The 22,683-nt window shown below is 46.2% G+C and carries 18 protein-coding genes; 3 read left to right on the plus strand and 15 right to left on the minus strand.

The window, feature by feature from the left end; genetic code table 11:
• The coding region (locus EBB_RS17520; protein WP_192395068.1) for an nSTAND1 domain-containing NTPase at positions 1–4,357 on the minus strand (4,357 nt) is incomplete at its 3' end.
• 86 nt (positions 4,358–4,443) lie between these two features.
• The gene (locus tag EBB_RS17525) at positions 4,444–5,598 is read right to left on the minus strand and encodes an esterase/lipase family protein (RefSeq protein ID WP_223146860.1); all 1,155 of its coding nucleotides are present in this window, start codon (positions 5,596–5,598) and stop codon (positions 4,444–4,446) included.
• Between the two features lie 102 nt (positions 5,599–5,700).
• Between EBB_RS17525 and EBB_RS17530 the strand changes: the two genes are divergently transcribed.
• Positions 5,701–6,735, plus strand: coding sequence for an IS5 family transposase (locus tag EBB_RS17530; RefSeq protein ID WP_192395070.1), 1,035 nt, complete (start codon positions 5,701–5,703; stop codon positions 6,733–6,735).
• Positions 6,736–6,844: 109 nt separating this feature from the next.
• On the opposite strand, the gene EBB_RS17535 is transcribed toward EBB_RS17530, so the two are convergent.
• The gene (locus EBB_RS17535) at positions 6,845–9,262 is read right to left on the minus strand and encodes a caspase family protein (RefSeq protein WP_192395071.1); all 2,418 of its coding nucleotides are present in this window, start codon (positions 9,260–9,262) and stop codon (positions 6,845–6,847) included.
• A gap of 245 nt (positions 9,263–9,507) precedes the next feature.
• Between EBB_RS17535 and EBB_RS17540 the strand changes: the two genes are divergently transcribed.
• Positions 9,508–10,275: an IS5 family transposase gene (locus tag EBB_RS17540; protein WP_223146861.1), complete on the plus strand. Its 768-nt coding sequence runs from the start codon at positions 9,508–9,510 to the stop codon at positions 10,273–10,275.
• A 765-nt stretch (positions 10,276–11,040) separates the two neighbouring features.
• Here EBB_RS17540 and EBB_RS17545 read toward each other — a convergent pair.
• The 4 genes from EBB_RS17545 to EBB_RS17565 all read right to left on the minus strand — a co-directional run bounded on the left by EBB_RS17545 (position 11,041) and on the right by EBB_RS17565 (position 14,426).
• Positions 11,041–12,690 carry an ATP-binding protein gene (locus EBB_RS17545; RefSeq protein WP_225587574.1) on the minus strand — a complete coding sequence of 550 codons (1,650 nt, stop codon included), beginning with the start codon at positions 12,688–12,690 and terminating at the stop codon, positions 11,041–11,043.
• 120 nt (positions 12,691–12,810) lie between these two features.
• Positions 12,811–13,026, minus strand: a complete 216-nt coding sequence (locus EBB_RS17555; protein ID WP_192395072.1) for a hypothetical protein — start codon at positions 13,024–13,026, stop codon at positions 12,811–12,813.
• A gap of 86 nt (positions 13,027–13,112) precedes the next feature.
• A complete protein-coding gene (locus EBB_RS17560; RefSeq protein WP_225587576.1) occupies positions 13,113–13,613 on the minus strand; it encodes a hypothetical protein in 501 nt (166 codons plus the stop codon).
• 150 nt (positions 13,614–13,763) lie between these two features.
• Positions 13,764–14,426 carry a hypothetical protein gene (locus tag EBB_RS17565; RefSeq protein WP_225587578.1) on the minus strand — a complete coding sequence of 221 codons (663 nt, stop codon included), beginning with the start codon at positions 14,424–14,426 and terminating at the stop codon, positions 13,764–13,766.
• Between the two features lie 164 nt (positions 14,427–14,590).
• On the opposite strand from EBB_RS17565, the gene EBB_RS17570 reads away from it, so the two are divergent.
• Entirely contained in the window at positions 14,591–14,965 is a 375-nt protein-coding gene (locus EBB_RS17570; RefSeq protein ID WP_192395074.1) for a hypothetical protein, read from the plus strand.
• Here EBB_RS17570 and EBB_RS17575 read toward each other — a convergent pair.
• From EBB_RS17575 to EBB_RS17610, 8 genes are all read right to left on the minus strand, one after another.
• Entirely contained in the window at positions 14,943–15,476 is a 534-nt protein-coding gene (locus tag EBB_RS17575) for a hypothetical protein (RefSeq protein WP_192395075.1), read from the minus strand. The genes EBB_RS17570 and EBB_RS17575 overlap by 23 nt on opposite strands.
• 342 nt (positions 15,477–15,818) lie before the next feature.
• Positions 15,819–17,639: a VWA domain-containing protein gene (locus tag EBB_RS17580; protein WP_192395076.1), complete on the minus strand. Its 1,821-nt coding sequence runs from the start codon at positions 17,637–17,639 to the stop codon at positions 15,819–15,821.
• An 84-nt stretch (positions 17,640–17,723) separates the two neighbouring features.
• Positions 17,724–18,929 carry a DUF3150 domain-containing protein gene (locus EBB_RS17585; RefSeq protein ID WP_192395077.1) on the minus strand — a complete coding sequence of 402 codons (1,206 nt, stop codon included), beginning with the start codon at positions 18,927–18,929 and terminating at the stop codon, positions 17,724–17,726.
• 83 nt (positions 18,930–19,012) lie between these two features.
• Positions 19,013–19,780 (minus strand): hypothetical protein, encoded by a 768-nt coding sequence (locus EBB_RS17590; protein ID WP_192395078.1) that lies wholly within the window; start codon positions 19,778–19,780, stop codon positions 19,013–19,015.
• Between the two features lie 2 nt (positions 19,781–19,782).
• A complete protein-coding gene (locus tag EBB_RS17595) occupies positions 19,783–20,724 on the minus strand; it encodes an AAA family ATPase (RefSeq protein ID WP_192395079.1) in 942 nt (313 codons plus the stop codon).
• A 154-nt stretch (positions 20,725–20,878) separates the two neighbouring features.
• Positions 20,879–21,100 carry a hypothetical protein gene (locus tag EBB_RS17600; protein WP_192395080.1) on the minus strand — a complete coding sequence of 74 codons (222 nt, stop codon included), beginning with the start codon at positions 21,098–21,100 and terminating at the stop codon, positions 20,879–20,881.
• 220 nt (positions 21,101–21,320) lie between these two features.
• Complete coding sequence (locus tag EBB_RS17605; RefSeq protein WP_192395081.1) at positions 21,321–22,322, minus strand: YqaJ viral recombinase family nuclease; 1,002 nt, start codon at positions 22,320–22,322, stop codon at positions 21,321–21,323.
• Positions 22,322–22,654: a hypothetical protein gene (locus tag EBB_RS17610; RefSeq protein WP_192395082.1), complete on the minus strand. Its 333-nt coding sequence runs from the start codon at positions 22,652–22,654 to the stop codon at positions 22,322–22,324. Before EBB_RS17610 ends, EBB_RS17605 begins: the two co-directional genes overlap by 1 nt.
• Between the last annotated feature and the right edge of the window lie 29 nt (positions 22,655–22,683).

The raw sequence follows: 22,683 nt of genomic DNA on the forward strand, positions 1-22,683 counted from the left end.
TAAAACTGACGCTAAAGACTCCAGGATGAGAGAGAGTATTTTCTATTTTTTTAGGTATCTCGCTTTCTAGGCTCCAAAGTTCAATTAGTTGGTTATTTTGTTTATTTACATCTGTCTTTTCCAATTTTTCACCTGCCAAAGCCAACAACTTCCCGTCTGGGCTAAAGCTAATACTGGAGATTTCTGAGTGTTCACCTGAAATTTCCATGGGATTATTTTTGCTATTTAGGTCCCAAAGTTCTATAAATTTCTCTTTTTTAACTGGCTTTGACAATTTTTTTTCACCTGCCAAAGCCAACATATGGTTTTTGGGACTGAACGCTAAGTTGCTGATACTTTTTAATCCCACTGGAAGTTCCCTGGGTATATTATTACCTTCTGCGTTCCAGAGTTTGATAAGTCCGGACTGTTCCATTGTAAGAAGTGTTTTACCTACAGGACTAAACATGATTTGTTTCGCATTAGAACCATGTGAACCATCGTTACTCGCTTCGATACTCCAAAGGATTTTGCTTGTTTCTGTATCCCATACTTCAAGAATGCCATCAAAACTAAATGTTGCGAGCATTTTGCCATCCTGACTGAAAACAGGAGTTGGTTCACGAGAATCAGATTGGTTCAGGTCCTCGTCATTTTGGTTAGTTTTTTTGTTGATTTTTTTGCCTGTTTGTATATTCCATAATTGGATTTGACTCTCTTTATCAACTAAGGCTAGAAACTTTAAATCCGGGCTAAAAATAAATTTTAGTGCCTCTGTGAAAGATTGATCTCTAAATATCCGAGGCTTAGCATCTGGTCTATCTGGATTCCAAAATTCAATAAAATTTTTATCCCCAGCCAAAGCCAGTATCTTCCCATTCTGGCTGAAACTCATTTGTTCTATGTTTGAAATATTACTATGAATAACTTTGACTTTATTGTTATCTAAATTCCACAATTGAATGCCGCCTTCATCAATTTTTAAAGCCAACCATTCAGAATCTGGACTGAAACTTATATCAGAAATATTTAACTTATTACTAGGTAATGTTGTGACCTTTTCGCTATCTAAATTTAACAAGTGTATGTTGCCGCCACTTAATAAAGCTAGCATCTTGCCATCAGGGCTTATTTTAAAAATGGGTTCTTCGCTGAATCTAGTCGGGTTATTACTTTTATAAATCTCATCTGAGACAAGATTGTTTTGAAGTGTCTTGATTATCTTGCCATCTAGACTCAATAACTTGACAATACCATTTTCACTCAGTGAAATCAATATATTGCCATCAGAACCAAATTGTGTAGATATAACATTAGCATTTACATCAGAGGTGAGGCCTAGCTTTGATGTAACCAACTCAACAATCTCACCTAGGTTAGTCTTTTTCTTCAGCGCTACTGACAACTCATCACTGGGATAATGGATCAAATATTCTTTAAATTCATTTTTATCATCAAATCCAGCAATCGTCCATTTATCAGAAGCATTTGTCGAATTTAGTATCAACAATGCGCAATTATGTTTCTTGGATTTAAACTCCAATTTAAATTCCTCTACTTTTTGCTGAATATCCCTGTTATTACTTACTGACATCATACGGTGTTCGCACTCTTGATTACTTTCGACTTTCAAGCGATTAAATTCATATGAATCAAAAACTGCTTCATGTAACGCTGCCACAGCTTGGTGAGTGGCGACCGCGTCTGGAAAAATAACCCATTTCAGTTTTTTACCAGCCTTTATCGCTTGAATCGAAGCTTCTAATTGTTTAGCTGATTTAAACATGGTTTTTGCAGATTCAGCTAAATTTATACTCTGAGCCTCCTGATTTTGTTTCCACTGAATTAGAGAAAATACCGATACGATAGAGAACGCAGTAAAAACGAAGCCTATTATAAAGCGGCGATTTTTTTCTCTTTGGTTGAGACTACGCTGCACGAACTCAGACTCTAACTTGTTTAACCAGTTATTATTTTGTTCAGATTTGAGTACCAGCTTTAAAACATTAAGATAGGGGCTAGCATTCCAAAGATACTTTGTCTCTTTCTTGTTCGCTTCCCATTTTAAACCAGCAGTAGTCACCTCTTGTTGCAAAGAAAGATTTACCTTTGTGTGTTTTTCAGCTTCGGTGAGATCGCTTTTATTGCCATTTTCTTTCGATGTTAAGAACACTGGGAATAGGGACTTGAGGAGCTGAAGGACTTTACTTACAGCCAGAAATTTTTTAATCGGATTCGACCCGCTTCCTTTTTGGACGATCTCTTGCTTCTCGTCCAGCCAATCTCTAACTTTCCCCCATCCCGTTATCAAAGCATCATGGGCGGGCTCTACCCATTCTTTATTTTCTGTATCTGGTTGTTTGATAAGTAGACGGGATTCGTAGAAGTATTTGATTATTTTATCTACTTGGTCATTTTTTTCTTTATTTGGATAATCTAATTCAGATTTTAATACTCTTCTGCGAGCCAATTCACCTCCACTACTCCTCACCACCATTCGCAGCATTACATCACGAATAGTTGATGCATCAACATTTTCTTTTACTAATTTGTTATATGTCTCGTCAGCAGTTTGTGTAAGAGATAAAAGCACACCACCAATACCAAGTTTTCCATCATATACATCTGCCCAAGTAATGGTTCGGTCATGCCTATCTTGTTTTCCCTCAGCATTGAGATACTTTAAATAAAGTTGACTCAAAGTTAAAGAAAGTAGGGGTAAAGCCCCAGGCATTTGAATAACTTCATCAATCAAGGCATTGACTAACTGGGGTGACTCAAAAAATAGCGCCTTTTGTGCAGCAGGTTCTTCGATCGCTTGTTGTAACTCTTCCCTATTCATCGGAGTAACAAAAAATCGCACTTCTTGCCAAATTTGTTGCCTACGGGTTTCCTTTAAAGCATTTTTGAATTTAGGTTCAAATTCAGAGCGCAAGGTTAGCACTATTCGCAAATGTTCATGATCAGTTAATAACTTATCTAATAGCTTGATAAACTCTGAACAGTCTTGTGGGTTTTGACAAAGCGTAAATAACTCTTCGGCTTGATCAATCACCAATAATAATTTGGTATTTAGAGAGAACTTCTTGCCAATATTACTATAGATAATTTCGCATTTTTTCTGATTATCTAAGCTCGTAAATCCAGAATAATTTGATCCCGGTGGAGTTAATAGTTGGTTTAAAGCATCGAAAGGAAACTCTCCAGGTCGCATAGGCTCAAGAATGATCCACTTCTGCTGACCAGTTTCTCCTGCTATTTTTATAGCAGGAATCAAGCCTGCTTTTACTAAACTTGATTTACCAGAGCCTGAAACCCCCAACACCAAAGTTAGCGCATGCTTGCTAACTTTTGAAAATAAACCTTCCTTCGGCTCTTTTGGATCTTTTGAACCATCAATCAGTCTTGTTCTGCCATAAAACAGGTCTTTATCTTTTGCCTCATATGCGTTTAACCCTTTATAAGGATTCGTATCCTCGTCTAGCTTAATTTCTTCCAAATCTTCGCGATTAAAACCAACTAGGGGAAAAATGTATTCACCCTTCAACAAGACGTACTGACCATCTTGCTCCGTTCGTGACTGAAGCAGACCAGGTGTTTGTTCTGCTTTTTCTTCAGCCAGTTGTTCTTGCAAATAGGTAAAAATACCTTGGACAGTAATTACTCTTTTATCAAAAATTGCCGCAATGTATTTATCCTTACCCCCATCGGAGTCACCTTTGAGCATTTTTAACAGAAAATGTGCGAAGGGCGAATGTCCATTCTTTTCTCCCCTTTGTGCAAAACGAGAAACATCCTGCGCCTCCTCGTCATGGGCGGCAGAGGTAATTATTTGTTGAGTTGGATATTTTATAAATCGGTCATAACTTTGTTGATACAATTTTCGGGAGCGCGCTGCATTTCTTCCACTTCCAACCCAAGAAATTCTACCTGCGAAGCAGCAGTCTAAAATCATTAATAAGTGATGGCAGTTTAAGTCAGTAAAAACTTTGTGTAGTTTCTGCATGGATAGCCAAGTTTCTTTATTACTATCCTCCACGTTTTGAGGCATGAAATAACCAGCTGGCTGACCATCTTGACTATCTTGTGCCTCCTCAGGAAATCCATGACCGGCAAAGTAGAACAAAACACGATCGGTTTTTTCAACGTTAATTTCCTTATCATTGAACACAATGATCTGCTTTTGAAGATTAGCTAAAAGTTCATCAAATTTTTCCTTATTTGCTTTTTCATTGAGTAACAGTAATACCTCGTAGTGGTAGAGCTCCTTAAGAACTTTAGCCATTTCCTGAGCGTCAGCAACCGCATTCGTGAGTTTAGGAATATGTTCGTAATTATCAATCCCAATAATAATCGCTAAACTTCGGTTAATTTGCATCGGAATGGCTTCCTTTTTTAGGTGGTTAAGGTTAGATATTGTTCATTTTTCTAGCTGCTTGATGCTCTTTGTTGGTTTTACACAAATCAGTAGGGTTGTTTAAAATACGGATTAAGAGCATCCGCCAATGCCTTTAAACCTGCTTCGGTGGTGAAATAGGTCAGATGATCGCAAGCAACATCAGGGAGAATTTTGGGCTGAGGTGTGCGATCACCACTCACACTTTTAATACTGGCAAGGTGAACAGCAATATCGTTAGGCTCTCCCCCAAACACTAAACCATCAACTACTTTATTGACGACTGGAGTAAAGAGTTTTGCCATTAATCGCCGTAAGCGATCTTGAGACTGTAATGATGTTGTCAGCGACTTGTCCCCTGCAATGATGCTATAAGGAACTTTAGGGTCTGGGTTATGAATCATCGACTGGAAAAAAGGGGAGTCAGGTTGCATTTGGTCGAGAGTCTTAAGATTATCGTCGATAAACATCAGTGACTTAGCGGCTAAATTAGCCACTACTTTTGCAGGCCAAACCATCTCAGGAATTTGATTCAAGCCCTCCCCTAAAAGGGCGAAAGCCAAATCTTGAATGACTGGCCAAGGAGAACCCGCATTGGGAGTACCCAACATGATTAAATGTTGAACCATTTTATTAGTTCCACCTGCTTCGCGTTCGATAAACCAGCGAGCGATTAACCCCCCCATTGAATGAGCAACAATATGTAACTCTTTGCCGTGCTTAGCGCCTAAACCCACTGCTTCTAACCGATGTTTGAGTGATCGCGCATTATCTTCAATGGTGGTCTGAAGATTCTCATAATCGAAAGTCAGAACTAGATCGTAGTAATTCTGTAGTGGACCTTGTTGGCCATTCACCTTTACTTTTGCCTGTAGTACGCTACCAACCATACTTTCGGTATCGCCGATAACTCCATGAATGTAGAGGATAATCCTCTGAGCAGAGGCCACTAAGCCTTTAACTTTACCGAAATCTTTATTGTAAATAACTTCGATTTTATTTCCTTCTTCTTTAACCAGTGCTGCTGCTAGAATGGGATATTCATAACTATGTCCTAGCTTTTGACTGCGGAGCTTTTTGAAGAAAATTTTGATCGAGCCACCCAAGCTACGGCTACTTGCAGTAGGTTCAGGCAAGCGTTCCAGCTTGATTTCAATTTGTTCTCCTTTCTTAACTCCAAAACCGAGAGGCAGGAAAAACTCCCCGTCATAGTTTAAAGGCAAGAGATATTCCCCTTCCTCTAAGGCTTGGTTAACCCTTGGGAACCTCGAAAAACCCATGCGCATGAGAAAATAGGCAAGACATAACCACAAACCTGAGCCTTTATGATCAAAGAAAGCCTGTTTGCAGAGGAAGAACGCGAAGCCAAGCTCGATAAGCTGGGTGATATTTTGCAAGTTCTGGAAAAACATGTGGACTTTGGCGCCTTAGCGAAAGCCATTGATGAGGCAGCGCCACGTCCGAGCCAGGAAAAAGGTGGTCGTCCGCCATTTCCGACTGAAATCATGGTTCGCGCCTTGGTATTGCAACAGCTTTACAGCCTGAGTGATGAGCAAATGGAATTTCAATTGCTGGATCGTCTGAGCTTTCAGCGTTTTGTGGGCTTGCGCTATAGCAGCCAAATTCCTGATCGCACGACCTTCTGGACGTTCAAGGAGCGATTGGTCAAAGCCAATGCCCGCGAAACCTTATTTGACGCAGTCAACCGGGAATTGGACAAGCACGGCTATATCGCGCGTTGCGGGCAAATCGTCGATGCGACCATCGTCCCGGCACCTCGGCAACACTTAAAAAAAGGCGAGAAAGACCTTGTGAAGCAAGCAGCGATGCCGATTGATTGGAAGCCTGCTCAACGCCGCCAGAAGGACATCGACGCCACCTGGACGAAAAAGCATGGCAAATCGTATTTCGGCTACAAGTTATCGACCAGTGCCGACAAGCGTTACAAATTAATCCGCAAACTCAAAGTCAGCACGGCCAGCGAACATGACACGCATCATTTGGAAGCCGTATTGGATACTGGCAACACCTGTCGCGATCTTTATGCCGACAAAGGCTATGTGGACGGTGAACGCGAAACCCAGCTTAAAGAGGCCGGCTGGCGAGTGCATATCCAGCGCAAAGCAGGGAAAGGCAAGCCTTTGTCGGATTGTCAGAAGCAACGCAACACCCGGATTGCCAAAAGCCGCGCCCGCGTCGAGCATGTCCATGCCAGCTTGGAGCAAATGGGCGGCAAAGGCTTGCGCTGTATCGGATTGGACCGAGCTGTTTTACAGCTCAACCTGAAAGCGGCAGCCTACAACTTGCGTCGGTTATGCAGTTTGAAAACCGGTGGCGTAGTCTCGGCTTTTGCCAGTTAGCAGGCAAAACGTGTCTGAAGAGCCAATAAATCGCTCTTCAACACGAAAGCAGAACAAGAAAATGGATAAGTTGCCGCGTTTTTGCGGAACAAACTGACTTGGCTTCGCGCTAAGCCGGGCTTTTCGATGGTTTTTCGAGGTGCCCCCTTAAAATGAGAGGCGCATCTTTGGTGACCCAGGTAACATTATTAACATCAAATAACTCCACAGCACCCAGTCCGGGATCGCTACCGCGACTGGTAGTAAATTGAAAAGACTCAATGATGCCTTGTTCATCCCATAAAATGGGTGGTGCAATAAGATTACCAATATCTCGTGTGGTTTGGGAAACTGTGGTCAGGGTAACTTTTGCCTGCAAACTGGGGTGGCGTTGCACTTCAATTAAACCATTGAGTAGTTTTGCTCCTTTACCAGGTTGAAGCTGTTCAGCATCTCGTGGCTTGATAATCGTAACGGCAATTTCTTTGGCGATCCAATCGTCATATTTTCCACCAGAACGAGCCGCATTACGGCTTTGGATTCGATCCATTAACCGGTCTAGACTACTTTCAGGCTCTATGCCACGCCTTCCCCTTTTTGGAGGTTCCAGTCCATCTTGTTCAAGTAAACTGGCGTTAAAATCTGTTTTACTGATAATCAACTTAAATACATCTTTATATTCAGTAATTCCTTGTTCTAAAAACGTATCAGGTATGTAGAGAATAATATCATCAAAGCCAGCCACAATCCCCGCCCCCTCTACGGTTTGGATTGGTAGCAATACACTGCTTCTCTCGTCGAAAAAAGGTACTTCCACAGAAAAATCTTCTGCCAAATTGATGACATTTGCATAGAATTGCTGGCTGCTGTGATTGATCAGTTTGACTTGGATGACAGGCTTTTTCCACTCCCCGTCTTGGTACTTATACTCTAGGCGCAGTTCTGAAGCTGTCGTTAGGGGTTTGTCCGAGTCTTGAGCGGGTTTAATTTCTTCATCTTTTCCTTGATAACCAATAAGATTAATCTCCATTTCCACATCGTTGGACTTTATCTCGCTGCTTTGAGGACTTTTCAAATTGAGAATATTGCGCCAACGGGCGATCGCTTCTAAAGCTTGAATTGCTTCTTTAGCATTTTTTTCGCTATAGCCGGGTTGTTTTGGAATCGGAGCAACAACAGGTCGTTCATCTTGATTGATCCAGAATTGCCCTTTATCAACTAACAGGTTGTAATCAGCTTCTTTGGCGTTTTCGACTGGCTTAACGTATAGGGATTTATTACCGCAATTGGACTCTTCTAAGGCTCTCTTTGCTAAGATTATGCCTGCTTCCTCTGCCAACTCCCCCTGAATATAAACCTTTAAAGGCGCTAAAGGCAAACTGGTGGCGACAGCCCAATAACCTTGCTTTTGGATTAAATTTTCTTGTCCTTTGGTAATTTCTATTTTACTTTTTGTGGTCAAGACTTTAATAACTTTTGCTTCGCCAATTGCTTTTGATAATTGCATTAATTCATCAGGTTTGCTTCCTACAGGGAAAATGGCTAATAAAGTAGTTTCATTTGTAGAAGATGATTTTGGAATGCCTTGCATTACCCCGCCATCAATCTCCCAGCCTTGATCATTAGGGTTGATACTGTGGCTTAAATTGAAGTAAAAAGTACGTTCGGGAATCGCGTCCCCTAAAAACGACTCTTTTAAATCTTCTGGGTTAGTTGCTTCAAGTTGAGGGACTTGATCTTGGACTTTCCCCTTAACCAACGCCTCTATATTTCTGGCTAAATCCAGGTATGATAAACTGCCATTCGTTTGCTCTAAGCTTTTCAGGAAAAAGTAAGAAAAAATCCCTCTGGTTTCACCTTCGTCCCCTTTATATTCCTTCGCATATTGGAAGTCTCGACAAGCTGCCATGAGAATATGCCTTCCTTTTGGCAAATCTAACCCTGTTTTTTTCTTGTCTACTTTTGAAGAACTGAGGAGGTGATCCATAAAGATTGTGTCTTCAGCAAAAATGAAGCTAAATAATGGGCGATCTCTCTTATCTTCTGGAGCTAGGCGAACTCCTTGAGGGATATTTCGAGTTCCCGAACCGGAATGACAGGAATCAAGAATCACAATGACTCGAGGATTTTTCTTAGCGACTTGAACCAGTAAATACCTGAGTTCTTTATCGGCTAAATCGTGTTTACCTGGGGAACGACTGTCATAGCAAACTAAGGTTTCATTTAAGTGATCAGGTTCTAAATGCCAGAACTCTTCAGGCGCCTTTTCTTGCCCCCCATGTCCTGAATAATAAAATAGGGCGATATCGCCGCTCTCCGCTTGACAAAGATATTCTTGAAAGCTACATATAATTGCATCCCGCGTAGCTCGTTCATTTAATAGGATTTTGGGTTCTATTAATTTCCATTCTCCGGCAATCCGATATTTGAGATAGGTTTCGATAGCTTTGATGTCATTTACACAGCCATGTAATGAAGGTAATTGAATACCTTGGCTTGGTGCATAACTATCAATTCCAACTAACAATGAATATATGTTGCCAGTCATTTTACCTTCCTTATAATTTAAGTTTTATCCCACTACAAGAGCATTGAAGTACCTTTGAACTCTAAGTTTTGTCCTGTAAGAAGTTCCAATAAGTTGTATAGTTATTTAGAATTAGTCGTCCCTGAAAAGCCATAAAATCAACGCTAACGCATTGAATTAAAAATAAATATTTAAATAAAAACTCGGGTAATAATTGCAAGAAACGGGTAAAATAGATATTAATTTCTTGCAAATTTTTATTCAAAATGAATCCAAAATCCCAAGAAACGAGCGGCCAAATCGATTTATTCAACACTCCTCTGGCTGATCTGTTAAGTCCAAAACACGGACTTTACCAACTGGCTAACCTGATTGATTGGAAAGTACTGGAGGATGTGTTCGGTGAGTTTTTCACCGAGAATCAAGGTGCGCCCGCCTTGCCCACGCGGCTGATTACCGGTCTCCATTACCTCAAACATGCGTTTGCACGCTCCGACGAAGCGGTTGTGGCGCAATGGCTGGAAAATCCGTACTGGCAATACTTTTGCGGCGAAGAATATTCCCAACACCAGATGCCTTGTCACCCCACCTCGCTGACGTATTGGCGGAAGCGGATTGGCGAAGCCGGCTGTGAATGGATGTTATCGGTGACGATCCAGGCTGGCGTGGATAGCAAAACCGTCAAGAAACAGGATTTTGAATCGGTGACGGTCGATAGCACGGTTCAAGAAAAAGCCATCACGTATCCAACGGATGGCAAACTGTACGAACGCTGCCGCCAGCACCTGGTGCGTTTAGCCGAGCAACATGAGATTCCGTTGCGGCAAAATTACAATCGCAAAGCTCCGTATTTGCTGCTAATGGCCAACCGTTACCATCATGCCAAACACATGAAGCGCAAACGCAAAATGCTCAAGCAGCTGAAAACCGTGGTTGGTCGGGTGTATCGTTTGCGGCCATTACTAAGTCCATCGACAGCTCGGCTTTTCGTTTGTATGGAGGGGTGTGACTTTCCGTCTCTACATTTGCATTAGTTTTGGAGTTTTTTCGGTTACATTAAAACCAAAAATAGCCGTCATTATCATGTAGAGCTGCCAAAACATTTCTTACTAGTTGACTAGGTTTTACTCTTTTAACATCAGTTGTCAAGAAAAGCTTTCAAAACCAACTTTTCTAAATGATCGAGTAGCCCAAATGAATCCACCCACACTGACTTTCAAAATTGACATAATGTCCGGTTATACTATGACATGTAAAGGTATAAATAGAGGAAATGTGGCAAATAAAAATGTCACTTTTATAAGTCGGTATCAGCGAATTATAAAAACAGATTAGCGAACAGCAATACCAAATCGAAACTTGATTGCTTACTTCGTTGCAGAGTTCGGTGCATAGTAATTTACTTGAGTTGGACTTTTTGCCACGACGCTTAACTTCTCTCCTCGAACGGCGGCTATAAAGCATACACCTGACTTTGCTTTGAAGTTCCTGTACGTCTCATGTTGGCCGATAGGTTGAGGCCACCAACGTCTGCTTTATAGCCCAACATTTCGAAGAATCTGTATTTCACTGAATGACCGTTTTGGAGAAACTCGATAGAAGGGTTTGGGTCGATAACGACAATTCGCCATTTCCAAAAGCCGTCATTCATCACTAGCGTAAGCTTATCGGAATGGGGGCTGGTTTGACGTGGAATATGCACATTTTGGCGGATATGGGACTATGGCTTATTTTCATTTTTGGTAAAAAAATGAGCGCAATTATCCGGTTGGATAATGCGCTCACGCATCAAGTTTTAGCTATTCATGCTGGTATGAAGGATTTGCATTTGACCCGATTCCGGGATATGCGATCACCGATGCCGGTTTACCTTGCTGATCCAACTCAACCAAGAAAGCTATACCGTACAATGCAGGACAACCGCAAAAATCCGGTAACAAGCGTTGCATAGCATTGGCTGGATCACTAGCGGTATTGGCCACCACAAAAGCAACGAAGGCATCCGAATCGCTTTCGAAGGTCGATTCTTGAAATTCATCGTACTCGCTTCTGAAGCTGGCCATTTGTTGCAACACCTGAGCGGAGCTATCGCCTTTGGGCACAATGATGTCATCGGCGTTTTCCTGGCCTTGGTAGCAAGCATCAGCCGTGATTTCAACAACATCCTGTCCTAGTCGGATTTGGTAAGCATCGCAAAAACGCACGCTAACCCAGCACCAATCACCTTGGAATTGGGCCTGATGGCTTTCATTGACCGTTTCAATCACCAGTTCTTCATCATTGAGATGCCGAACCAGCGAATGAAGCCAATGCCCGCTATCCAGTGTGCCGTGGTACAGCAAATAATCCCGGCTCCAGGCGAACAAATAGCGCCCTGCGCCGTCCTGTTTGATGTCATCGTCAATCGAGACGATGCCGCGAGCCAAAATTTCTATACGGGTCATGGCTTTATCCGGTTGCTGCTCAAAGTTATCAAAAACTTCGGTATCGCAGACTGGATAAGCAATGATTTCCCGTAAAGCCTCGGGTGGTACTACAGGCACATCGTTGAGTAACTTCAGCAGTTCCCAATGCCGCAGCATTTCATAAAAACCAACAAATTCTTCATCAGACAGAGTGGTTTTCATCTGGATAAAGCGCTGTTCGATGGTTTGTGCCAGAACCGCTTTAATCCGTTTGATGACATCCGCTTCGTCTACCAGTTTGTCACGATCCGGCAAGCGGGCGTGAAAACGAGAAGAGTCCAGATGAATAATATGGCGATTTGATGTGTAGCTGTGCGAGGAATATATGGGCAAACCTTGCAGATAGACATCGAACTCATATTGCGCCCCATTGGGTTGATCCATGCCATGCAGATAAATCGCGCCAATCTCGGTGTCAACAAAGGTTAATCCACCATCCAGTGCGCAGGAACATTCAAGCAATTGATCGTTGAACAGCACTGGAATGGGGAAACCGCGCGCCAAGCGTTTCAGCGTGGTGGAAATTTGACCCATTTCCATATCCACATCCTGCAAGGCAATGCTAGTGATGCCGTTCCAGTCGTGGACTGGCGTGATCGTCACCGGTTTAAATGCCAAAATGTGGTCGGTTTCGACGTCGATTGATCCGCTTTTGCTGATGACGCTGATGCGCCGACTGGCAAACAGTGCCGATAGAAAGCCGAGCCCGAACGGATGCTCATTGACTATCACGTCCGCATCCCAACCGGATTCGGCGACTGTCAGTAATGTTGCCATCGATTCAATGCCGCAGCCATCATCCAAAACTTGAAGGGATTTGGTTTCAGGGCAAAAGTTAATCACCACCATGGCCGCATTAGCTCGGCGGGCATTTTGGATGAGCTCGCCCAGGACAGTGGTTTTGTTGGTGAAGCTGAAGCGTAGACTTTTAACCAAATTGGCTTGGTTGACTTTCATCGCGACTTCGTTAGTTTCTGTGTTCATGCGTTATCTCCGGGTATAAAAAAGCCCCGAGGACATGAAACAGACTAACCCCTTGGGGAGAATCGTTCATCTCCCCGAGGCGGGTAATTCTGGTTAGGCCAGTGGTTAAATCATGTTGTTTTAGGCTTGAGCAATTGGTTTGTCGGCTAGCCTTGCTAAAAATGCGTTAAAGGTCTCTAACACCCTCAATTGGCAGTGCGCTTCTAGCAATAATGCCGGATCGCTTGCGATTAAAGGGTCAGTCGTTTCCAGACAATCGCCTTCTGCCAAATTGACCACGACATCGAGTGCCTGGATCAATTCAATAGCGCTGACTACCCCCCAAGATTGGTTCAAAATCGGATTGCATATCAACCTCCAAGAAAATGTTGCAGGCTGGATCTGTAACCTTGGCAGGATAAACAGCTTCCAGCCAAGTGGGATTAAATAAACGAAAACCGATTACCTTGAATAAAGCTCTCAAAGTGTCTGGCTTCGGTTTTGGATTTAAAACGGGCATGCACTGCACCGTCGATGCAGATTTCCCAGGGCAAGCGTTTAAGCTCACCTTTCACTAGTTCCACCTCGCCAACTCGAAAGTCGTCATGTTGGTAAAGTACCTGGCGGGGACTGTCTACACGAACGATGCAATGGTCCAGCAATGCCGGGCCGCCAACATCGCCGGGTTCGATCAATAGCGGCACTTTGATGGTGCCGGTCGACCTACCAATCCAGCCGATGACGTCATGCTCATCGAGCCAGGATTGACCGGTAGTTGTATCGCCGTAATACAGTCGGATTTTGCGTCGGCTGTACCGCAACTGTTCCAGCAACTCGACCACCGGTTCTGGTGTATCGGCGTGATAACAGGTGCCGGACGGCAAACGCTGATATTGGATGCAATGACCCGTGCCGAACGTGTGTTCAAAGATGTGTGAGTTCATGATGTTGTCCTCAATAAAATACGGAAACATCACGATTCCCCGGCGGGAATAGGACATTCCCGTGTGGGTGGATAAAAATGAGTGCCGAATCGAATGACCTGGCTAACTCAGACTTTTACAAATTGCGCGCTTAAACACCGCGCTCAGTTTTTAGGATTGGATTTCCAGAGCTGTTTTTCCCAAGGCTTGTAACGCCACAGGAATCAGCCGATCCAAGTCGTCCCAATCGATACTGCCGCCGTTGGCTTCGCCTTGTTGATAGGCTTCAATCAAACCCCGGCAAACCCGCATGGCCGCTTGTTCCTTCTTTGATTGCCGTACCGAATAATCCGGTTCCGGCAACTGTGCAACGGCAACGCTTTCCCATACCAAGCTTTCACCCTCCGATTCATGATATTCATCGGACAATAACGGCATGGCAGCGGTGTCATCCCAAATCGTGGCGTCATTGAATGCTTGCTCGGCAAGCTGTTGTGCCGCTGCGGGACTGTCCGCGGTAATACCCACCGCCACCCGGTGCACATAGTCGATTTCGTAGGAGACTACGAAACGTCGATTCATGCCTTCTGGCGTGATATTGGCTGAGGCTGGTTCTTCAACTGGCAATTCGGTTTTCGCCGATTCACCCTCGATCAATGCGCTTTCATAACGCTCGATTTCCTTGTTGCAGTCCGGGCAGCGATCGTTACAGCCGCAATCCCAACCATCCTCCCATTCGGTTTGGCAGTAAGGGCAGCGGTACTGATTCAGATAACGAACGGTGCTGACGTCGGTCTGCATTGCGGTAACGCTTGGTTGTTCGATTAATGTCATGGTGATGTCCTCCAAAAAATGCAGGAACGACCACCCGGCAGGATGAGGTTCCTGCAGGTAAAGAACGCTGATTAAAGCCAAAAATTGGCCCATACAGCGGGGTTGAATTCGCGAAAAAATCGGTATATGGTGGCTATAACTCATTAAAAAGCAGAGAAATAGCCATGTTTGACGATATTTTGCGCATTTTTGATTTCCTCAGTCCTAAGCAGACTGAGAGCGCGCAACCAGTACGAAAATCGATGGCAATACCACTCGATCCCAGACTGAATGCGTTAAATCTTTGCAAAACAATTTTGACCAAGTTGGATGCCGCGGAAGCCGATGTTTTGCAAAATATCGACGATCCGAAGCGCGCCTGGGAGTTGTTGAGCAATATCCGACAATTGCGACGGGAAACCTTTCTGGATCTCCAATCGCTGCTGCCGGATAGCTTTCGTTTCGACGAGCCTAAGATTGATTTAGCTAGCCCGGTACGCACCGTAATGACACAAACCGGTGCGACGCTTGCGGTTTTCAATGGCGGACAGACTCACTGACCGGCACGGATAAACCGTTGCCTTTCAGTGCTGCCCGTAATTGGGATACCTGGTGCGGAATTTTCTGGGCCGCTGAGTCAGAAACCACAACCGATTGCTTTTTCGAGCGCCGAGGTTTTTTGACTTCAGGCTCGGGATTTTCGATCACTGGTTTGATCTTCAATAATTCCCGTTCCAGCTTAGCGATTTGAATATCTGCCTCATAGATATCGATGGTTTTTAACTTAGCCTGTAATTGTGCTTCCAGTCGAACGACCTCACGATTGACACTATGATTGCGCGTCTGAATTTCCTGGCGCACCGAATCGGACATGGCCACCCAATCCACCTCATGACGGATTTGAGGCATAATCACCGGTAACGGGTTTCCTGCTAATCGTTGCGCACGATAGCGGTGAAACGTTTGAGACACATGTTTCAATGCGCTCAGCAGTTGCAACGCAGTTGCCCAGATCACCCGCAAGGCGAGGATGAACAGCGCCAAAATAATGATGCCGAAAATAAAGTTCATTAAAGTTCTCCTTTAAAAATTTAAGAAAACACTTCGAATGAACAGCACCCGGCCGGGCGATGGTCGCCCGAAGTGGGTTTAGAATTTGCAGAGAGTAATATCTCTGCGCTTTACATCGGGCCTAACGCACCCGACACGATCACGGTTTAACGTGCTCGCCGCCTAATGACGGAACGCCGACCAAAGTCGGATTCAGCATTCTGGAAAGAACGCATGAAATGTCTGTTTGTCGAATGGGCTCCATGAATTGAGTGCATTCGACAAACTACGGTTGCAATCAGCTACCCGTAGCCACAATCCAAGGCTTTAGCCAAGGATTGGACTACGGATAATTGACTGGCCTTAGGCCGCCAACAACAACGATTTCGAGAGTTCGAACAATTGCGCTCTCAGCTCTGAAAGATCGTTAATGGTGATGGCAACCGGGAACAGATGACTGACATCCAATCCCAATCCTACGCCGACCGTTTCAATACCGCTATCACGGCAACGCTGTAACAGTTCCAGCGTACTCAAAGTGTCGTTGGGCTGACCATCGGTCATGACCATCAACACTTTGCGCGGTTCCCGGCAACGCAACAGCGAGGCAGCACCAAACCAAATTGCTTCGGTCATCGGCGTACTGCCAGTGGCGGCCAGCGAAAAGGCACCGGTTCGAGTATTCACGCGTTGGCCATGTTCCAGCAAGCGAAATACCGAGTCATCGTGAGACCCAGGAAACGCGGTGACGCCAGGATTAACCCCTGGAATACCTTCAAAGGCCATCGCCAATGCCAAGGTGGCTTCCATCGCAATCGGCATACGCGATCCGATGGGTTGGCCTTGGCTATCGGTTACCTGATAACCCATACTTTCGGATTTATCGAGTAACAGATGAATCGCCGTATTGGGTGCTGGTTTGGTCTGTTTGCGCTGAAACACCTTGGTTTCGCCTAACGGCAAGCGGTGTAAACGCTTGCCATCCATCCGCCGTCCACGACACGCGTGTTGCGAGTGGCTGAGGGTTTGTGACTGCACCAAGCCTTGCAACGCGGCGCGGATTTTCCCCGATTCGCTTTGCACCTTACGCAGCAAAAACGCACCGGCTCGATCATCCATCGCTGGCTCGTGGCCACTGGGCATCAGTAATTCCGAAACGTTTTCCACAGCCAACGACAACGCCGATTTCAGCGATTCGAAGAAATCCTGCTCGATGTCACTGTCACCAGCGGACAACAAGGTTTGCAATACGCCCATCGGATCGGCAATCTCCGCGATTTCTTCATCCTCACCTTGCGGGTTGGATGTCGAACTGCCGGATGGCGTTGCCGGGTCATCGTCAGGATTTTCCGGATTTGAATCATCGTTACCACCGGATTCTGACGACTGTTCGTCGTCATTATCGGCAGGTAAACGTTGATCGTGTTCCATATCATCCTCGGAATCCGAGCCGTTCGAACCGTTCAAAACTGCTGATAGAGCGGCCTGATCCGTATCATCCGGTTCAGGCGGTGTGTCCTCATCTGCCGCTGGCTGTGCCTGATTACGCTGCCGTTGTTGCTCGAATTCCTGCTCGATCATGGTCAGGATACGGTCGGTCAAGTGCAGACAATCGCTTTCTGACTGCAAACCCTGCGGCACTTCGGACAACAAGCCTTTCACCCGCGTTACGGCACCTTTCGGAAATTTCGCTTTCAGTGCCACTTCGGTTTGCGCGACCAAAGGTAATAAGGCAGTTTGACCCAGTACCCTTGCACGCAAATTTTTCAATACAAAACTGTAGAGAATATTGGCAGGATGATCCTCGATATTGCTGGCGACAAAGTCGCCTTTGACTATCATCTTTTCAATCACAGTGCGTATCGTCAGCCGTGTCCCCGGAAAGTCCTTGGCCAGTTCATGCTCAATGCGGACATCTTCGATGGCACCGCATAAGCGCCGGCGTAATACCGAACTGCCATAGCGCAGCGAAAAATCCGAATAACGAATATGCGCCGCTTCATGTGCCAACAGTCCCCAGGCGACATCTTGGTAATCCGGATCATCACCCTCATAGGCCGGCAGCCAAATGGTTTGCCCATCGGTTTCGGCTTTATCACCGCCGACACTGACTTTGACGCCAAAGCGATTGCCGATGGCGGCCGCGACGATGGGAAATGCGTTGTGTAAGGTTCTATTTTTCATGGTGTGCTCCTAAATTAAGGGCAAACCATGACCCCAGTGGGACATGAATTTGCCCCAGTGGGTAAAGTGTTAAATGGCGTCAGATCAGAACCAGTAATCCTGGTCAGAATCGTCCGCCTCGTCATCGCTTCCTGCAATCACCGTTTCAGGTGTTGCTGAATTCTCTGAGTGGTTGGATTCATCAGCAAAGTTAACTGTGTCCAGTGACGCCTGGCTTTTATCCAGCAAGACCTCAATCGCCCAGTCATCCGCTGCAGAATCCGCTTCAAGTTCATCATCAAAGATGCCGTCAAACAGATCGGTAAAATCGGGACTGTCTGAAACACTTTCAACGATGAGTGGTGTTGGTTCTGCTGCGACTGTTGTTGCTGTTAGTACCGTTGGTGGTTCTAACTCTGCATGATCGACGATTTCATCAACATCCGTCTCTTCAACAACGGGTGTTTGATTTACCAACAAGCCTTCACCATGCCGCCGGGTTTTATCCGGATCAGACAACAGCATCGCCGTGGCCATAATCTCCTGTAAAATGCCGCCTTCAATGGCGCCTTTGGTGGGGATTCTCGCCAACAGATCGTCAATGGTGCTGACGACCGGTGCGACCCGATGATCCAAAAACCCCAGGCCATCGAGTTTGTCCCGCATGCGGCGAATCGGCCGTAACGCATTACGCGTTACTTGCTCCTTGCCCAGCAACGACTGCTCGATCAGTTGATTGGCTTCTACGGATATTTCGTAGAACATCTGCTCACTGAGCGAACCGATTTTGCTGTCCAGACGCGCAATGTCCGCCGGCGGCAAGCCCTCGGGTAAACCAACGCTAACCACCAGAAAATCAAACGACAACCGCGTTGAGACAAACTCCACCGAATCCACCGCTTGCTCGATAATGCCGGCGAACTCCGGATGGCGAACCACCCAGTCCGTCACCGCCGCATCGTAACCGGCGATAAACTCGGTTTTAGCTGCAGCAAAATCCAGCGCTATGCGCTCGAGTTCCGCAGTAATACTGGCAGCGGACTCAACCGGCACGGCAAAGCCCCCCAGAAAGCGAGTGCCAACGCGCAAACAAATGCGTTCGGCTTCTTTCTTCAGGCGGTTAAATACCGTCAGCTTATCGGGATCGAGCAAACGTTTTGAACCCAGGCTGGCTAAGTCCTCCGGCGGCAATTTGCTACCGTCGGCCAGCACCAGGTCTTCTTTTTTCAGTTTCTTGCGGGCACCGTAGATATTGGCGTCCACTTTTACCAAGACCACGCGGTCTAAGATCACTTGCGTTTCATGGGACATGGGAACCTCCTAAAATGAGAGGCACACCCATCCCCGCTGGGGCCGATGTGCCCCTGTCGGGTTTAATGAAAATAAAAAACCGGTTAAAACCAGCAGTCGTCCGTGTGGGACATGGCCGCTGCCAGATTTAATCGGGGTTTGAGCAAACCTAAGACTTCGGCAGTGTCACGAATGCTGTCCAGACCGGTGCCAAAAAACACCAGCACATCTTGTTCAGCTTTCAGATCGACCGAGAGATCTCGGGCAGTTTCGGTGGCAATATCAATCTCCACGCCTTTAAAGCCTTTTGCTTTCAGCGCCAGTAAAAACAGCCAAGGCAAAACGCCATGCACTGATTTGATCTGCCCACTGAGTTCAAAGGTTTCGGCATTGAGGGTGGCATCAATGAATTGTTGCCAGCCATCCCAATATTTTTCAGGCTTAGATTGCTGATCCGATACGGATTGAATAACGCCGATCAGTCGCCTGACCTCGATACCCAGCTCCACTCGAACCGGCTGCTTTGCATGGCAATCAATGGTCCAATACAGTACCTCGACCGGGGGTGTTGGCACGAGTTCGGGATTTGAATCAGGTTCAGGCAATGGTGATGGAGTTGCCGAAGCATTACCCGGAAACACCACATTGCCATCACCATCAATTTCCACCTCGGCGACCAACACATAGCCCTTGGCCTGTTTTTGCTTTTCGATGTCGAATTGCCGAACACCGCTACGGTTACTGACACCTGGTAAACAGGATGCCGTTTTGCCCCAACGTGTCGTAATTGAACCATCCGAATTACTCCTGACTGCCCAGTCTTTGGAACTGCCGTCACTGTTACGATGACGATATAAATTCCAGGCAGCCATGACTAGACCTGCCAGTCATCACCGAACACATCCTTGGCGATCCGATGAATCGCTTCGCGTTCGGCGGGTTCAGCCCGAAAGGTCAAGGCCCGATCCAGGGAATAGGCCAAGGCATTGGGCGCACTTTTGAAGGTGGCAACCAATGATGCCCAACGCACTAAACCGCGCGTGGATAAGGTCACTGATAACATGCCACCGCCATCCGCACCGCCAATGAAGACTTTACGAATCTGATTGGCGACTTTGATCATGCTTTCGCGTACCGTTTCCGGCATGCTTGGCACCACATCGGCCAACAGCTTCATTTCGTCTTCAGGTTCTGGGTAACCGACTTCCATCAAACGAAACCGATCCAGAAAAGCGAGGTTCTGCCGTAACACCCCTTGGTACAAGCCCGACTGATCGCCAGACCCAGCACTATTGCCGGTGGCCACCAAACGAAACTTGGAATGCGGAGTAATCACAGCGCCGGTCTGCGGAATTGTTAGAGGTTTCCCTTCGACAATTTCATTCAAGCCAATCAGCTCGGCAGGATCGATGGCATCGATTTCGTTGATCAACAGCACATGCCCTAAGCGAACTGCCAGGGTCAACGGACCATCGATCCACTTCATCGCGCCGCCGTCGACCAGCATGTACTGGCCCAGCAGATCATTGAGTTCCAGCCGACCGTGACCGGTGACCGAATGCACGCCCCAATTGAGACGCGCAGCGACTTGCTCCAACAACGAGGTTTTACCGGAACCGGTAGGACCGGTCAGGTATAAGCCATCGCCATTGTGTGCGCCTAAAAACGCCAGAACATCGCGCAAGTGATCCTTGCGAAACACATACGGCTTTTGCGCCGGGATATAGGCATTTTGTCCAGGGATAAAGCCTTCCACTTTCATGGCGGCTGGTGCAGGTATGCCGAATGTGTCGGCAATCGAATAGGATTGATACATGGTGAACTCCTTATGCTTGGGTTGAACCCGCAACACGAGGCACACCATTTCCCTGACGGGTAGTGTGTCCCCGTCGGGTTGAGATAAATTCCTGGCTAGCCAGGGGGGTTAATACATTGAACGATAAAAGGTTATAGCGGTGTCAAAGCTAACTTTAGCGCGGCATCGATACTGACAGTCGCATCAGGTTCGCCAATTCCGCACGGGCAAGCATTTCCTCGTCCATAAAGCGCAATATTCGCCGAATGTCGGTTTTTAAATCCGGATCTCGGGTTTGATCGAGCATTTGCCGAACCACGCATTGCTTATGCCTAATCTCGTCAACACTGGCCGTTTCCAACCAGCAAAACAGGCATTTCCAAAAGTCTTTATTCATAGCGACCTCCTTGGTTGATGGAAGGGGTCACCATGACCCACTAGGGTGATGAACCCCAACGGGACTGCAAACCAGGCTTGATGCACCTGGCACATGAAAGCGATTGACCTTCATGCTAATTCACAGCGAAACGCCGGCTTACACCGGAGCAGCGTGTGTCCTAACAAACAGCTAAACTGTTTTCGAACTAAATTTTCCTCACTGACGACAAAATCCGAGATCAGAACCAGAAATCAGCACCGACCATGTCTTTCAAGGCTTCCGCATCAAAGGACACTTCCGCCAAGCGACCGCTGTCATCACGACAGGTAATGCGCACCCTTGGGGTGGGCAATTTACGGTAGCGGTCGAGTACAGCCTCGGTAACATCAGGCAATAACGCCTTCAGCACCGCTTTGTAATCAATCGCGCCTTGCGATTGAAAACGACTTACCCGTAATCCGGAATGTTCAGCCAGCAAGTACTCACCCATTAACGACACCAGGTTTTGCTCGATGTCCGCTTGATGGGTTTCCAAAGCTTTAAGCTGAGCTTTCAGGTCGTCGATTTTCGTGGCATGGCTGCGATAGTTCGCCGCCAGTTGCTGCCATTGCTGTTCAGACTGACCTTGCGGCAAATACAAATCCCGCTCCGGTTGCTTGTCAGGTTCCTTGCGGTTTTTGACCTTGGCCCAGTATTCCATGGCGGTATCGACCAACTGACTGAGAAAAGCCTCATCCCGTTGGATCTCAAACGTCACGTCCTGACCTTGATGGTAGAAATACAAAAAACCCCGTTGCGCCTCGGCTACCAAAATTTGTTGTTGCACTTGGCACCAGTAAAGTTGATAGGCTTCAGACTGTTCGCGGTTGAGCATGACATCCAGAAAGGTCGATTCATGCGGACATTTGATTTCTACCGGTTCGTTAGCGTCCGATAAGCCATCAAACGACGCTCGCATCAGTGGAAACTGCTCGGATTCCGCACAAAGCGGTAGCAGCATGACATCGTGCTGTTCCTCGAAGCGTTGTAAGGCTTCGGGTTCTTGCGCGATACCGATGCGAATCAACGGATTGTTATCCAGGTTTGCTTCGAGCACGAGGCCAACTTTTTCGGCCCACAACCGCCAAGGGGTTTTGTGCGGCGAACGATTCATAATAATCGCCGCTTCACTGGCACTGACCCCTTGTGAACGCCATAAACGCCATTCCGGTGATCGTTGCGAGACATTGATGATGTTCATCACCGTTGCTCCTGCAAGCGAATATGACAGCCCAGACGTAGTGTCGACAACCCGCGTTTCATGAGTTGATGATTACAACGCCTGGCCCAGTGATAGTCGGCAAAGACCAGTAAAGTCTGATCGGCATGAGCAAGATAAAGCCCACCATAACTTTCGACCATACTTTGCAATTCAGATGGGGTGGGCACCTGGATTTCATGGACTGGATTACCTGGATTTAAGCTGCGTTCCAGGAAACTGCGTCCATGCCGGCGTAACACCGTCGGTGAATCGTAACGATGCCAGTCGGTATGACAGGGTATGCGGTTGGATGATTGGTCAATAGCATTCATGACATCTCCTTCAATAAAAAAGGCGCCAT

This window comes from Methylomonas fluvii, assembly GCF_014850975.1.
Lineage (GTDB): Bacteria > Pseudomonadota > Gammaproteobacteria > Methylococcales > Methylomonadaceae > Methylomonas > Methylomonas fluvii.